This window comes from Flavobacterium frigidum, from assembly GCF_048286795.2.
The window spans coordinates 56085-71942 of sequence record NZ_JBLVPT020000005.1 but is presented as its reverse complement, the minus strand read 5'-3'; the positions used below and the strand labels follow the sequence as shown (position 1 = coordinate 71942).

The 15858-nt window shown below is 33.8% G+C and carries 13 protein-coding genes; 7 read left to right on the top strand and 6 right to left on the bottom strand.

All coding sequences use genetic code 11. From position 1 onward, the window contains the following. Positions 1-13 precede the first annotated feature (13 nt). Both ACNQGB_RS07630 and ACNQGB_RS07625 read left to right on the top strand, forming a co-directional pair. Positions 14-1279 carry a sterol desaturase family protein gene (locus ACNQGB_RS07630; RefSeq protein WP_417943340.1) on the top strand — a complete coding sequence of 422 codons (1266 nt, stop codon included), beginning with the start codon at positions 14-16 and terminating at the stop codon, positions 1277-1279. 13 nt (positions 1280-1292) lie between these two features. Then, the gene (locus ACNQGB_RS07625; protein WP_417943341.1) at positions 1293-1976 is read left to right on the top strand and encodes a lysoplasmalogenase; all 684 of its coding nucleotides are present in this window, start codon (positions 1293-1295) and stop codon (positions 1974-1976) included. Between the two features lie 29 nt (positions 1977-2005). Here ACNQGB_RS07625 and ACNQGB_RS07620 read toward each other — a convergent pair whose 3' ends face one another. Next, the gene (locus ACNQGB_RS07620; protein ID WP_417943342.1) at positions 2006-2422 is read right to left on the bottom strand and encodes a DUF6691 family protein; all 417 of its coding nucleotides are present in this window, start codon (positions 2420-2422) and stop codon (positions 2006-2008) included. Between the two features lie 42 nt (positions 2423-2464). Further along, positions 2465-3025 carry a YeeE/YedE family protein gene (locus ACNQGB_RS07615; RefSeq protein ID WP_417943343.1) on the bottom strand — a complete coding sequence of 187 codons (561 nt, stop codon included), beginning with the start codon at positions 3023-3025 and terminating at the stop codon, positions 2465-2467. Positions 3026-3208: 183 nt separating this feature from the next. On the opposite strand from ACNQGB_RS07615, the gene ACNQGB_RS07610 reads away from it, so the two are divergent. The 4 genes from ACNQGB_RS07610 (at position 3209) to ACNQGB_RS07595 (ending at position 6804) form a co-directional block, all read left to right on the top strand. Then, positions 3209-3658 carry a 2-dehydro-3-deoxyphosphooctonate aldolase gene (locus tag ACNQGB_RS07610; RefSeq protein WP_417943344.1) on the top strand — a complete coding sequence of 150 codons (450 nt, stop codon included), beginning with the start codon at positions 3209-3211 and terminating at the stop codon, positions 3656-3658. A 166-nt stretch (positions 3659-3824) separates the two neighbouring features. Further along, positions 3825-4643, top strand: coding sequence for a 3-deoxy-8-phosphooctulonate synthase (gene kdsA, locus ACNQGB_RS07605; RefSeq protein WP_417943345.1), 819 nt, complete (start codon positions 3825-3827; stop codon positions 4641-4643). A gap of 16 nt (positions 4644-4659) precedes the next feature. Then, entirely contained in the window at positions 4660-5505 is an 846-nt protein-coding gene (locus ACNQGB_RS07600) for a hypothetical protein (RefSeq protein ID WP_417943346.1), read from the top strand. 207 nt (positions 5506-5712) lie between these two features. Next, positions 5713-6804 carry a PAS domain-containing sensor histidine kinase gene (locus tag ACNQGB_RS07595; RefSeq protein WP_417943347.1) on the top strand — a complete coding sequence of 364 codons (1092 nt, stop codon included), beginning with the start codon at positions 5713-5715 and terminating at the stop codon, positions 6802-6804. Positions 6805-6843: 39 nt separating this feature from the next. On the opposite strand, the gene ACNQGB_RS07590 is transcribed toward ACNQGB_RS07595, so the two are convergent. The 4 genes from ACNQGB_RS07590 to corA form a co-directional block, all read right to left on the bottom strand. Then, positions 6844-8223: a M28 family peptidase gene (locus ACNQGB_RS07590; RefSeq protein ID WP_417943348.1), complete on the bottom strand. Its 1380-nt coding sequence runs from the start codon at positions 8221-8223 to the stop codon at positions 6844-6846. Positions 8224-8354: 131 nt separating this feature from the next. After that, positions 8355-9557: an acetate/propionate family kinase gene (locus tag ACNQGB_RS07585; RefSeq protein ID WP_417943349.1), complete on the bottom strand. Its 1203-nt coding sequence runs from the start codon at positions 9555-9557 to the stop codon at positions 8355-8357. Between the two features lie 98 nt (positions 9558-9655). Further along, a complete protein-coding gene (gene pta / locus ACNQGB_RS07580; protein WP_417943350.1) occupies positions 9656-11749 on the bottom strand; it encodes a phosphate acetyltransferase in 2094 nt (697 codons plus the stop codon). 53 nt (positions 11750-11802) lie between these two features. Continuing rightward, positions 11803-12873 carry a magnesium/cobalt transporter CorA gene (corA, locus tag ACNQGB_RS07575; RefSeq protein ID WP_417943351.1) on the bottom strand — a complete coding sequence of 357 codons (1071 nt, stop codon included), beginning with the start codon at positions 12871-12873 and terminating at the stop codon, positions 11803-11805. 335 nt (positions 12874-13208) lie between these two features. On the opposite strand from corA, the gene ACNQGB_RS07570 reads away from it, so the two are divergent. Then, complete coding sequence (locus ACNQGB_RS07570) at positions 13209-15782, top strand: zinc-dependent metalloprotease (protein WP_417943352.1); 2574 nt, start codon at positions 13209-13211, stop codon at positions 15780-15782. The last annotated feature ends 76 nt before the right edge of the window (positions 15783-15858 follow it).

The following is a 15858-nucleotide window of genomic DNA, read 5'->3' as shown; positions in this document are numbered from 1 at the left end:
AAAGAATGTTTTTATGGAAGAGTATGGTAAAATTTTAGTTTTTGTAATGCCCGTCTTTTTGATATTGATTATTATCGAAAAACTATACGGGCATTATAAAGGCGAAGATACTGCTCCAAACATGGATGCAGTTTCGAGCGTGAGCTCTGGAATGGTAAATTCTCTAAAAGATGTCTTGGGGCTTAGTATCACACTGATTTCGTATGATTGGATTGCCTCTAAGATTGCTCTATTCGATTTAGAAGCAACTGTATTAACCTATCTTATCGGTTTTATTGCTATTGATTTTTATGGGTATTGGAGTCACCGATTATCGCATCAAATCAATTTTTTGTGGAACAAACACGCGATTCATCACAGCAGTGAAGAATTTAATCTTGCGTGTGGTTTGCGCCAACCGATTTCAAGTTTTGTCAATCTTTTTACTTTTTTGTTAATTCCGGCAGCATTATTGGGCGTTCCCGCCAAAGTTATAGCTATAACACTTCCTATTCATTTATTTTTACAATTTTGGTATCATACCAAGCATATAAAAAAAATTGGTTTCCTAGAAAATATTCTGGTTTCTCCCTCGCATCACCGTGTGCATCATGCTCTCAATCCCGAGTATATGGACAAAAATCATTCACAAATATTTATTTTTTGGGACAAGCTATTTGGTACTTTTCAAGCAGAATTAGATTCGGTTCCTCCTGTTTTTGGAATTACCAGACCAGCTAGAACATGGAATCCAATTCGGATTAATTTTCAACATTTATCATTGCTAATTTCCGATGCTTGGCGCGCAGAAAAATGGCAAGATAAATTTACTATTTGGTTTAAACCAACAGGATGGCGTCCAGAAAATTTTGAAGAAAAATATCCTGTAACCAAGATTAAAAATGTGTATAATTTTGAAAAATACAGTACACAACATTCTAACAAACTGATGTATTGGTCCCTTTTTCAAGCTATTGTAACATTGCTACTCATTAGTTATTTGTACAATTCTATAGTATTAATAGGCTTGCCAAATGTTTTTATTTATGGTGCCTTTATTTTTTTAACGGTTTATAGTTATACTGAATTAATGGATACCCGAAAAATCTCTGTGTTCTGGGAAAGCACTCGATTTGTGTTTGGAATTGGCCTGCTTTTGTATTTTGGAGATTGGTTTGGAATGAATCAGTTCTTTTCGTTTGCTAGTATTATTATTGCTAGTTATCTCATTTTATCATTGGTAGTGACTATCTATTTTGTTAGCACAAATTTTGAAAAAGAGACCTTAATTGTAGCTTAAACACATATAGAAAATGAAAAGCAATACTATTCTTAAAATTTTTATCGGTTTCTGTTTAGTTTATCTTCTAATAATTCTTTTGGGGAAAGATGAAATTGCTTGGTTTTTAAAACCATTCCTATTGCCTTTCCTACTACTAGCAGTTCATTTTCATAAAAAATTTAGCACCAAAAATATATTATTAGCTACTTTAATGATGTCTTGGATTGGAGATATTATTTTACTGTTTGCGGATAAAGGAGAATTGTATTTCATTGCAGGACTGATTGCTTTTCTGATTTCACATGTGTGCTACATTATATTATTTAGCAAGCAGTTAAAGGTATATTTAAAGAAAAGTAAGTTTCTTTATTGGGTAGGAGTTACAGCAATCACGATGTACCTTATTGTGGTGATGCTCGTTTTATTACCAAGTTTGGGCGACCTAAAAATACCTGTTTTTGTGTATGCGCTAACAATTTCGATTATGTTATTATTTGCGTTCAAAGGGTACCTGAATTGGCACCGACCTTCTAACGGTCATATCTTAATTGGAGCTATTGTATTTGTTGCCTCAGATAGTATTTTGGCCTTTGATAAATTTTATGCACCACTACAACATAGTGCACTGTTGATTATGTCTACTTATTTGGTTGCACAATTTTTAATTGTTGTTGGGATTTTAGAGCTGAACAAAAAAAGTAGCATTTCCGTTTGAAAATGCTACTTTTTATAAACTTTAAATTATTAATGAGGCAATTTACTTTTCAATAATCCATAGAGATATGTTCCTAAAAGTGCCCCGAAAAGAACAATCAATACAGTCCAAAAACCAGCTCCTAATAAAATAAAGATTGGTCCGGGACAAGAACCGACTAAAGCCCAACCCAATCCAAAAATCAATCCGCCAATCCAGTATCGAGCAGACCCTTTTTCTTTATCTGGAATTGCTATGGCGTTGCCTTTTATGTCTTTTATATTGTTTCGTTTTATGATTTGGATTCCAATAACACCCGTAAAAATGGCTACACCTATAATGCCGTACATGTGAAAGGATTGAAACTGGAACATTTCATAAATGCGATACCAAGAAACGGCTTCGGATTTAGTAAGTACGATTCCGAAAATGAAACCGACAAGTAAATATTTTAATATGTTTTTCATATTTTTTATTTTAAATTCTATACTATTTCAAAAAATGGAGTGCTAATTAACTATCAATGGCAATAAAAAATGCGCCATTATCAGTCCGCCAGTAAAAAAGCCAATCACGGCTTTTAATGATGGCAGTTGCAAATTACTTAATCCTGAAATCGCGTGACCCGAAGTACAACCACCTGCATAACGAGAACCGAAACCAATTAAGATTCCGCCAATTAAAAGAATAAGAATACTTTTGGGCGATGTTAAAATAGCTGTTCCAAAAAGTGCATCTGGCATTAGTTTCCCATTAGGAGCTTCAATACCGAGTTGGGCTAATTGTGCAATAGTTTTAGGATTAATGTCCACATTTGAAACATCACTCATAAAATGAACAGCAACAAACCCGCCTATCATAGCACCCAAAACAACCACTAAGTTCCATCGCTGTGCTTTCCAATCAAAATCGAAAAAAGCAACACGTTTTCCTAAGCCTGCCATAGAACAAAGCGAACGTAAATTAGAAGACATTCCGAACGCTTTTCCGAAATAGGTAAGTGCCAGCATGATCATACCAATTAAAAAACCAGAAACGTACCAAGACCACGTTTGAAAAATTATTTCCATACTATTATTTTTGTGTAAAGATAAGAAGCATTTTATGAGATACCTTCCATTATTTAAAAATCAGAAAAAATGGGATTAATTCATCTAAGTATAAAGCAAAGGTTTAAAGTTCTGTTTATATTTGTACCGCTGTAACATACCACATCATTTGTGAATTATATCCTTTTAAAACGCATCTAAATCATGAAAAAATCAATTCTTTATATTACCATGCTTTTGAGTATTACTGCTTGTACAAGTACAAAATCTACTTTACAAAATACCGATGATAATGCTCCTGATCTTCTACTCTCTGCTAACAATACTTTTGTAATACAACAATATAGTACTGACAAAAAGTATGGGTACGACAAAGATTATCCTGTTAATATTTTTTTTAATAATACAGCAAACGAAACCATAAATCAAGAACGCTTTTTGAATGCTTTGGCTGGGCCAAAAGGTGAAAAAATAAGTTTCACAAAACTCGAAAGCTGTTGTCCGTTCCCTACTAAAAGGAGCGAAATGGGCGCAGGATTTTTAGACGTTTATGAATTGAAGTGGAACGGTCAAAAAAAACCTGCGCTACTTTACTTAAATATTTATGAAAAAGGAATTTTGATGGTTCCGGTTGGTCTTACAGTAAAAAAGTAGGATTTGTTAACGGAAGCTTTAGCCCTGATAGCAGTGGAAATCCTTTTCCTTTTTTTTAAAAGGAAAAGATTGTAACGAATAGCAGGAAATAGCTCCCAAAAAAAATAAAATTAAAAGGTAACTCGTAAATCCTAACTATCTTTGCACTTTTAAAAAACAACACATTATGAACATACACGATATTCCTTTAATCAAGCACACTGAAAGCGGTAATTTTTTCCTATTGGCAGGCCCTTGCGCTATTGAAGGAGAAGAAATGGCGATGCGAATTGCTGAAAAATTAGTGGGTATTACTGATACTTTACAAATACCTTTTGTTTTTAAAGGATCTTTCAAAAAAGCAAACCGGTCTAGAATTGATAGTTTTTCAGGTATTGGTGACGAAAAAGCATTGAAAATTTTGAGAAAAGTGTCGGAGACTTTTAGTGTTCCTACAGTGACAGATATTCACACCAATGAAGATGCTGCGATGGCTGCTCAATATGTGGATGTACTTCAAATCCCAGCTTTTTTAGTACGTCAAACTGATTTAGTAGTGGCTGCTGCCAATACTGGAAAAGTAGTCAACTTAAAAAAAGGTCAATTTATGAGTCCTGAAAGCATGAAACATGCCGTTCAGAAAGTGTTGGATTGCAATAATTCTAAAGTCATGGTGACTGATAGAGGCACTATGTTTGGCTATCAAGACATGATTGTTGATTTTAGAGGAATTCCAACCATGCAACAATACGCATCAACGGTACTGGATGTAACGCACTCGTTGCAACAACCCAACCAAACAGCTGGTGTTACTGGCGGAAGACCTGATATGATTGAAACCATAGCAAAAGCAGGAATTGCTGTAGGTGTGGATGGTATTTTTATCGAAACCCATTTTGATCCAGCAAATGCCAAAAGTGACGGTGCCAACATGCTTCATTTAGATTATTTTGAAGGGTTGATGACCAAATTAGTAGCTATCAGACAAACTGTAAATAAATTTTAACTTTATAAAAAGTCCATTGAAAAATATACTATTATATGCTGCATTTTTGGCGTTTGGGTTCATAAATACTGTAAACGCACAAGAAGATATTAAAATTAAAGATAAATATACTGCTCACAATAAAGGCAAATTCTTTGTTTCTTGGGGAGGAAATAGGGATAGCTACACCAAGTCAGATCTGACTTTTAAAGGTAAAGACTATAACTTTACTTTAGATAATGTTACCTCACATGATAAACCTAAAGGTTGGCATTTAGATTACATCAATCCTACTAAAATGACTATCCCTCAAACTAATTTTAGAATGGGGTATTTTATTAGTGACCATTACAGCATAGCTTTAGGTGCAGACCATATGAAATATGTTGTAACACAAGATCAAACTGCCAATATTACGGGAACAATTGCAGGAGGCACTCCTTATGATGGAGTTTACAATAATTCGCCAATTGTACTTACAGAAGCTTTTTTAAGATTCGAACATACAGATGGTTTGAATTATGTAAATACTGAATTTTCGAGACATGATGACATTTCTTTCTTATTCAAAATTAAAAATACAGATAAGATCCAAATAAATTTAACAGAAGGCGTAGGTGCTGGATTTTTATATCCAAAAACCAATTCTACATTATTAGGAAAAGACCGCCATGATGATTATAATGTAGCTGGTTATGGAACATCCTTAAAAGCAGGTTTAGATATTACATTTTTTAAACATTTTTACATTCAAGGAGAGTTAAAAGGAGGTTACATCAACATGCAGAATATTAGAACTACAAACAGTTCAGAGGACAGTGCCTCACAGGATTTTTTCTTCTTTCAACGTATTATTTCTTTTGGCGGAAAATTCAAGATTTAAATTTTTTTATAGTTACATAAGATGAGGCTGTTGTAATACGACAGCCTCTTTTGTTTAAAATATTCAAATTAAAATTTGTACTTTTTTTTGATGTTAATTAGTATTTAATGGCTAAATTTGATTTTATTGTTTAATGTTAATTCACTATAAATCAAACAAATAATAAAATTAATATTTATATACCCTAATAGTTAGTTTTTTCCGCAAATGACTCCAAACAAAATTAATCCTGATCCTGAAGGAATTTATCACTTTGATAATTTCTTTAATATATCCGCTGATTTTATTTGTATTGCTGGATTTGATGGTTATTTCAAAAGAATAAATCCTGCTGTTTCTAAAGCGTTAGGGTACACCGAAGAGGAATTGTACGCGCGACCAATAAGCAGTTTTGTTTACCAACCCGATCTAAAAATTACTATTGAAACGAGGGAACAAGTATACAAAAACAAACCTTTATTAAACTTTGAAAATCGCTATGTTACAAAAACAGGAGATATTATTTGGTTATCGTGGACATCTATGCCTATGGAATCTGAAAAATTGGTTTATGCTATTGCTAAAAATATTACTCACAGTAAACGAGTGGACAAAGAGCGAAATTTATTATTATCCAATCTGACACAAATTAATAAAGAACTCGCTGTATTATCCCACAAGACATCCCATGATTTAAAATCTCCAATAAATAATATGCTATCGGTTTTTAATCTTATTGATGTTTCTAAAATCATTGATCCAGAAACATTAGAATTAGTTAACCTCCTAAAGTTGACTAGTGAAAATTTAAAAAACACTTTGAATGACTCTATTGACCAATTGATTGAAAATGAAAATATAAATACCCAAATTGAAACCATCAATTTACAAGAATCACTTGATGAAGTTCTAATTTCTATTAACTCACTGGTTCATGATTCAAAAGCAATTATTAAAGTAGATTTTGACGCTTTTGAAGTTATTGACTTTAACAAAGCGTACATGAAGAGTATTTTTTTGAATTTAGTCACTAATTCAATAAAATATGCCAAAACAGATAGTCCACCTATTATAGACATCCAATCAAAAGTAACGGATGGGATTAACCAGCTCATTTTTTCTGATCAAGGTTTAGGTTTTGATTTGGATAAAGTAAAAGATAAGATTTTTGGGTTATATGAGAAGTTTCATGATAATCAAGAAAGCAGTGGTATAGGATTGTATTTAGTGTACAATCATATTACCAGTTTAGGCGGTCGCATTGCAGTCGAGAGTAAAATAAATGAAGGTGCTACATTCACGATTTCTTTTAAATATTAAAAAAAATAGAATTGTAACACCTTATTAAATTTGGCATCCTTATTTTATAATTCCATTTTGATCTATCAAATACATCAAAGAAGCCATCGTTGCTGCTCCCAGTTCTAATTCCCTTTTATTAACTGCATCAAAAGTGTCATTTGCAGCGTGGTGGTAATCAAAATAGCGCTGTGAATCAGGCTGTAACCCAACTTTTACAATAGAATTGGATTTTAAAGGCCCAATATCAACTCCGGAGTGTCCTTTTACAAATTTGTGAATTAAGTAAGGTTCAAATAAAGAAGCCCAACTACTAATTTTATTAAAATTTGCTTCGTCAGCCTCAATTGAAAAACCCCTTGGAGAGAAACCACCCGAGTCACTCTCTAAAGCAAAAATATGGTTTTCTTTATTTTTGTTAGACTGATTTTCATACTCTTTTCCGCCACGCACACCGTTTTCTTCGTTCATAAACAACACGACACGTATTGTGTTTTTTGGCTTGTAATCAATGTTTTTAAATATATTCAATACTTCCATACTTTGTACACATCCCGTTCCATCGTCATGAGATCCGTCACCTAAATCCCAAGAATCAAGATGACCACCCACAACCATTATTCGCTCTGGATGCTCCGTTCCTGTTAATTCTCCAACAACATTATAGGACAATACATCATCATAGGTTTGACACGATTGTTTTAAATAAAAAGTAGCATTAGGATTTGTTTTTAAACTTTTACTCAAAAGTTCTGCACCATTTGTACTAATAGCAGCTGCCGGAATTCGTTGATCTATAGCGACATCCCCATAATTAGTAGCGCCAGTATGTGGCAGATCATCTAACCGCAAATTCATCGATCTTACGATTACGGCCACAGCACCTAGTTTTCCCGCTTCTTTAGCACCTGATGATCTTTGATCTACACAACTACTGTAGGCTTTAAACGTTTCTACAAATTCTGGATTCATAGGTCTATTAAAAAAAACAATCTTTCCTTTGACTTTTGCTTCGCCTAGCGCCGTTAATTCTTCTAAACTCTTCACTTCAATAACGGTTGTTTTAATACCTGTTTTTGGGGTTGCTACTGAACCACCAAGCGCACAAATCGGAAATGTCATTTTTTGTTTTCCCACTTGTAAATACCCAATTTCTTTTTCGCCTCTCACCCACTTTGGCACCATAACTTCCTGTAAATACACTTTATCTAATCCTAGTGTTTCCAGTTGTGCTTTAGTGTATAAAACTGCTTTTTCAGCTCCAGTTGAACCAGATAATCGAGAACCAATGTTGTTGGACAAATGCTCCAACCAAGGATAACATTTCGCATTGATTAAGGAAGATTTATAAATTTCTTTTAAGGCTAGCTCATCTTTATTTTGTGCGAATACTGTTATTCCACCAAATAAAAGTGCGACTAAAACAATTGATTTTCTCATAATTTAAACAGTAATAATTAGGGTTTCTAGGTTTCAGTAGATTGAGCAATTTCGTGATTCCTTGCGAATATTTGACAATCCTTCACAAAAAAATTATGCGTTTTTTAAATGCAAAATCACTAGTTGCTATTTTATGCATTTGTTAATAATTCAAAAACCTGATTGGCAATTTCGATTTCCTCATTGGTAGGAATAACCAAAATTTTAGTCTTAGAATCATCGGTGTTGATTTCTCTAATTGCTTTCGAACGAATTTCATTTTTGGATACATCCAGTTCAATTCCGAAATACTCCATATCCGTGCACACTAACTTGCGTATGTAAGTCGAATTTTCTCCAATTCCTGCTGTAAAAATAATAGCATCCAAGCCATTTAAAACAGCCGCGTAAGAACCAATATATTTCTTTATTCGATACCCATTCATGGCTAAAGCCAATTGACAATCGGCATTTCCATTTTCCGCATTCGCTTCGATATCTCTTAAATCACTGTAACCTGTAAGACCAAGCATACCGCTTTGTTTTTGTAACATGGTATTGACAGCTTCCAGCGAATATCCTAATGTATTAACTAGATAAAAAATCACAGATTGATCTACATCACCGCTGCGAGTTCCCATAATTAATCCGTTCATTGGACCAAAACCTAACGTATGATCGATACTTTTTCCGTCTTTTATAGCGGTCATACTACAACCATTTCCTAAATGTATGGTAATGATTTTTGAACCTTTATTCTTCGAGTTTTGCTCCAAATAATGAATCGCATTTTCCGAAACATATTTGTGACTTGTTCCATGAAAACCATAAACACGAATCTTATTTTCAGTCAAAAGGTAATTGGGTACCGCATATTTGTGTGCAACGACAGGAATCGTTTGGTGAAAAGCCGTATCAAAAACTGCTACTTGTTTTGCTGAACTGAAAATTTCTTCTGCAACATTTATCCCTTCTAAATTAGCAGGATTGTGCAAAGGTGCCAAATCAAAAAGCTGTCTGATTTTATCTTTTACTTCACTCGTTATGGTTACCGTATTTGACAAAGCGCTTCCGCCATGTACCACACGATGCCCAACAGCTTCAATTTCATCCGTACTTTTTATAACACCCAATTTTTCATCCATCAAAAGTTGTGCGATTTTTTCTAACCCAATTTTATGGTTAGCAATAGGCAAGGTTTCTTCTAACTTAGTAGTAGCCGTTACATACGTTAGATTCGAAGTTTCCAATCCTATTCTATCAATCATTCCCGAACAAATAACTTCATTCGACGGCATGTTGATTAATTGGTATTTTATGGAGGAACTCCCCGAGTTTATAATTACTATTTTCATTTTTTTTTAAGATTCTAAGGTACTAAGTTGCTAATTTTTTTTGCTAAAGGCTCAAAGAAGCAAAATTGATAATTAATAATTCACAATTCATAATTGATTTATAATCCTTGTGCTTGAATCGCCGTAATCACGACTGTGTTTATAATATCATCAACGGTACAACCGCGGCTTAAATCATTAACCGGCTTGTTCAATCCTTGTAACATCGGACCAATTGCTAAGGCACCCGTTTCTCTTTGTACTGCTTTATAGGTATTATTTCCTGTATTTAAATCCGGAAAAATCAAAACACTGGCTTGTCCGGCGACTTCTGAATTTGGCATTTTACTTTTTCCAACAGCCATATCAACCGCAGCATCATATTGAATAGGGCCTTCAATTTTTAAATCGGGGCGTTTTTGTCGCACTATTTCAGTTGCAGTTCTTACTTTATCGACTTCATCTCCTTTTCCTGACGAACCAGATGAATACGAAAGCATGGCAATTTTTGGTTCAATACCAAAAGCCAAACTAGAATCGGCAGAGGAAATTGCTATTTCTGCTAATTGCTCCGCAGTAGGATTTGGATTAATAGCACAATCTCCAAAAACCGAAACTCTGTCCTCTAAACACATAAAAAATACAGAGGATACCACTGATGAATTCGGTTTTGTTTTAATGAACTGCAAGGCAGGCAAAATAGTGTGTTGCGTAGTATGAGCCGCTCCAGAAACCATTCCGTCAGCGTGGTCTTTGTACACCATCATTGTTCCAAAATAGGAAACGTCCTCCATTAAATCCTTAGCCATCCCTATGGTTACATTTTTTGCTTTTCGCAACTCATAATAGGTATTTACATACTCATCATAATGCTCCGATTCTATCGGATTTATGATTTGTATTTTAGAAAAATCTAAAGCAAGTCCCAGCTCTGCAACTTTACTTTCTATTTGTTTCTTGTTGCCAATGATCGAAATATCAACCACATCCATTTCAATTAAGCGGGCTGCAGCCATAATAATTCTATCGTCATTTCCTTCTGGCAATACGATATGTTTACGGTGTTTTCTGGCTCTTTTAACCAAATTATATTGAAACATTTTTGGCGTCATTCCTTCAGCTTCAAAAGTGATCAGCTTTTCAGCCAAGTTGTCTAAGTCTACATATTTTTCGAAAGTAGTAATCGAAATTTCAATCTTCTGTTTGTTATTCGCGTAAATTTTAGATTTTATGGATCCTATTTTATTGGTAATATAATACGTCCCTTCTTCGACGGCAATAATTGGAACTATGGGAGAAAGTCCTTCGATCAACTTTAAAATGCTAATCTCCGGCAAAATATTTCCTGTTAGAACAATTCCAGAAATAGTAGGATAATTTAAAGATTCATTGGCTTGCAAGGCACCTAGAATAATATCGGCTCGATCACCAGGAGTAATCACGAGACTATTCTCTTTTAAATGCAACAAATAATTACACAATTGCATGGCACCCACACTAAAATTTCCGGTTTGATTGTTCAAGTGAGCCGATCCAAATAAAACTTTGGCATCCAACTCTTTTACAATTTCCTGTACAGTTGGATTGTTTAGATTATGAATTAAAGGAATCGAATTTACTAATATGCTTTTCGGCAAGCTTTTCTTTAAACCGTTTGTTACTAATTCTATATTCTCAGGTTGCACTTTATTAGCAATCACGGCCAAAACTTCTACATCTTTTACTTTGAATGAATCGTAGGCAAGATAAAGACTATCGAGTAATTCCTCCAATGTTTTCCCTACTCCAGAGCCAACAATAATAGTTGGGATTCCTAGATTTTTAGCAATCAGTACATTCATATCTAACTCGATGACTGTACCTTCTCCTGTAAAACTAGTTCCTTCAACCAAAACAAAGTCGAAACGTTCTTCCAATTTTTTATATTTTTCAATAATTAAATCGAGAACCTCCCCTATTTTTCCCTTGTTTTTCTTTTTGATTAATTTACTTTTAGTAATCGCATAAGCATCTTCAAACTCGATATCCATTCCAAAATGACCTATCACAGTTTCGATATGATTATCAAATCCTCCTTCTTCAAAGTCCTCAATAATAGGTCGAAAATAACCTACTTTAGCCATTTTGCCAATCAACATACTCATCAATCCCAATGTCACAATCGACTTTCCACTGTTTTGCTCGCTTGTTGCAATGTATATGGCCTTGTTCATCTTTTTATTTGTTAATGTATTTTTAAATTTACTTGATTAGATTTTTTCAGTCTCTAAAACCAACGGCGTTTTTTAAAATAGATTATCATGCCAACAACTATTAAAAACATGGCTCCCATAACGGTATGATAGCCATAATGTCGTTTGAGCTCCGGCATGTAATCAAAATTCATTCCGTACACACCTACTATAAACGTGAGCGGAATAAATATTGCCGATACAATAGTAAGCGTTTTCATAATCTCATTCATCTTATGAGTTTGCGCCGAAAAAAAGAAATTAGAAGCACTTTCTAAGGAACTCATATCAGATTCTATTTGTTCCAATAACTCTAAAGTCTTTTGATGCAACCGCGAAAACAAACTGAACGTATCAGCTTCTACAGCGTTAAAAATAGTATCATCCTTGATGCTTTTGATATCATACAACGAATCCCGCAACGGAATGATGGAACGCTTTAAGAAATTAAAATTATCTCTGTGTTTTTCTATGCGCTCCAAAATAACAGGATCTGGATTTTGCTTCGTAAGATTGATTAATTCCTCTACTTTATCCTCTTCGTTCTCAATTGTAACATAAAAATTTTCTATGATAGCGTCTAGTAGAATGTATAATAAATAATCCGCTTTTTTGGTTCTTACTAGTCCAGAATGCGTTCTGATGCGCTCTCGGATGTGCGTAAAAAAATCACTTCTTTTTTCCTGAAAAGAAATTAGAATTCCATCTTTTAACAAAAAGCTAATTTGCTCTACGCTTATATTGTCTGAATGTTCTGATGGTAACAGCGATTTTATATTGAAAAATAAAAAATCATGAGACTCTTCCAGTTTAGTTCTTCGTGTAGTATTTAAAATATCCGCCAAAATGAAATTATCGATTTCGAAATAATGACCAATTGATTTTAACCAATCCACATTATTTAAACCGTGAATATTAATCCAATTTGTTTTATGAACCTCAATATATTTATCTAAATCTGCAACCTTAAAATCCTCATATTCTATGAGATTTAAATCATCATAAACAAATAATTGCAACTCTGATTCCTTACTTTTATGAACACCAGTATATTCTAAAGAATAGGGTTGCATTTTTTTCCCTTTCTTGTATTTTATTTTTCTCATGCCAACACATTTATCTAGTAATATTACGAAAAATTTTGAAAAAAATTGTTTTCAATTGCTATTGATGCATTCAAAATTTGTAAAAAAGACAAACTTTCTACTGCCTAAAAATAAAGGTACGTGTAAATAATAACTCCTTAACTTATTAAAGTATTTTGGTATTGAAACAAAACTGTTCAAAATTGTTAAAAAGTATTAATTCTTTAAAATTAGACCTCAAAATAACGTTAATATGAAATTATATGAATAAATTTGGTTTAAATTCGTAACCTATCGCAATTACGATCGACAAAGTATTATTAACAAATTACAAACTGAATAAACGAATTAACTAAATGGTAAAAAAAAAACTAACTCTAATTATTACCTGTTTGCTATTTTGTTTTGCGCAAGGCACGTTTGCACAAAGTAAAAAAAAGAGAAGAGCAGACAAAAATGCTCCAGCTAAAGTAGAAGCTAAAGCACCAGAATCTAAAGACGGGAAAAAAGAACCAAAACCGTACAAAAAAGTTATTGATTCTACCGCAGTAACACAAAAAGGATTAATTGACATTCATAAAATCAATGACAAATATCTTTTTGAAATTCCTGACTCCCTTTTAGGAAGTGAAATAATGACTATTACCCGATATTCTAAAACTCCAGCAGGAGGAGGGATTTTTGGAGGAGAAGAAATAAACAGACAAGTTGTTCGTTGGGAAAAAGGATTAAACAACAACATTCTCTTAAGATCTGTTACTTATGTTATCATGTCGCCAGATACTGATAAACCAATGGCTCAAGCAGTTAAAAATTCTACCTCAGACCCAATTATTGGAAACTATGATATTTTAGCTTTCAAAAAAGATTCGACTGGAAAGAATAATACGGGTTACGTAATCGATTTAACGAGTACTTTTGATGGTGATATTCAGACTTTTTCATTAGATCCAATTAAAAAACAGTTACTAAACATAGTAGCTTTTCAAAAAGACAAATCATTTCTTTCTAAAATTAGCAGTTATCCTATTAACACTGAAATTAGAAGCGTAAAAACATTTACAACCACACCGCCTCGTATTTCAGTAACGCCAACACCACAAATTGGAGTTAATTTACCGTCTGCATTAGATGCTGGAGTAGTAACTGTAGAGTTGAATACCTCGATGATTTTACTGCCAAAAACTCCGATGCGAAAAAGAGAGTTTGATGCACGTGTAGGTTATTTTGCAAATGAATACGGCGTTTTTGAAGAAGAATCTCAGAAATCAGAAACTAAAGTTTTTGCTGTTAGATGGCGTTTGGAACCAAAATCAATTGAAGATGCTCAAAAACAAAAAAAAGGAGAATTAATTGAGCCTTTAAAACCAATTGTATATTACATCGATCCTGCCACTCCAGAGAAATGGAAAAAATTCATCAAGCAAGGTATTGATGATTGGCAAGTCGCCTTTGAAGCAGCCGGATGGAAAAATGCTATCCGTGGAGAATATTGGCCAGAAAACGACCCGACGATGAGTCTAGAAGATGCTCGTTTCTCAGTATTGAGATATTTTGCAGCTGAAATTCAAAATGCCTACGGACCTAATGTACATGACCCAAGAAGTGGCGAGATTTTAGAAAGTCACATCGGTTGGTACCACAACATCATGAGTCTATTAAGAAATTGGTACTTGATTCAAACTGCAGCTGTAGATCCAGCAGCGCGTGCTAAAAAGTTTGATGATAAACTAATGGGAGAATTGATTCGTTTCGTTTCTTCACACGAAGTGGGACATACTTTGGGACTGCGTCATAATATGGGAGCGAGTTCTGCAACGCCGGTTGAAAAATTAAGAGATAAAGACTACCAAGCTAAAAATGGACACACTTCCTCTATCATGGATTACGCTCGTTTTAATTATGTAGCACAACCAGAGGATGGCGTAACTGCATTATTTCCTAGAATTGGAGATTATGACAAATGGGCTATCAAATGGGGGTACTCCTATTTTGACGGAGCTAAAACGGAAACCGAAGAAAAAGTGAAGTTGAATGAGATGACCAAAGAAGCGTACAAAAATAGTCGCTTATGGTTTGGTACCGAGTCAAGTCCTTATGATCCGAGATACCAAACAGAAGATATTGGCGATAACGCAATGAGAGCTTCTGAGTACGGAATTAAAAATCTAAAGAGAATTTTACCTAATTTATTGGATTGGACCAAAGAAAATGGAGAAAGTTATGCTGAATTAGATGAATTGTATGGTGCACTTACCGGACAATTCAGAAGATATATGGGACATGTTACTAAAAATGTGGGTGGAATTTATGATTCTCCAAAAACATATGACATGACTGGAAATCAATTTGAGGTAGTTCCAAGAGCGATACAAAAAGATGCTGTTTTATTCTTGAATACTCAATTATTCAATACACCAAAGTGGTTATTGGATCAAAATGTACTTTCAAAAATAAACCCCGATAATGGAGTTGAAGCTATTAAAGGAATGCAAGATGCAACCTTATCAAGTTTATTAGCTGGAGACCGAATGGTTCGCCTTATTGAAACTTCTTCAATGAATAAAAGCAACTATACTGTCGATGAATTGGTTAGTGATCTTAAGAATGGAATTTTTTCTGAATTAAGTGGAAGTACTTCTATTGATGTATTCCGCAGAAATATTCAAAAGATATATGTTGATAAAATGATTGAATTACTAAAACCTGGCACGACTGTAGTAAGATCAGTTCCTGTTGGTGTAACGTATGGTTTTACAACACGAAGAGTAAATTTAGCACAAACTGACTTGCCTTCTATTGCAAGAGGTCAATTGAATAGCTTAAAAAATGAGATGAAATTAGCCTCAACTAGAATGACAGATCGAATGAGTAAATACCACTTACAAGATTTAATTTCTAGAATTGGAGATGCTTTAAATCCAAAATAAATACCAAACCAAACTAGATTGAAAAGGGAAAATGTGTAACAACATTTTCCCTTTTTTTTTGAAATAAACCACTAAA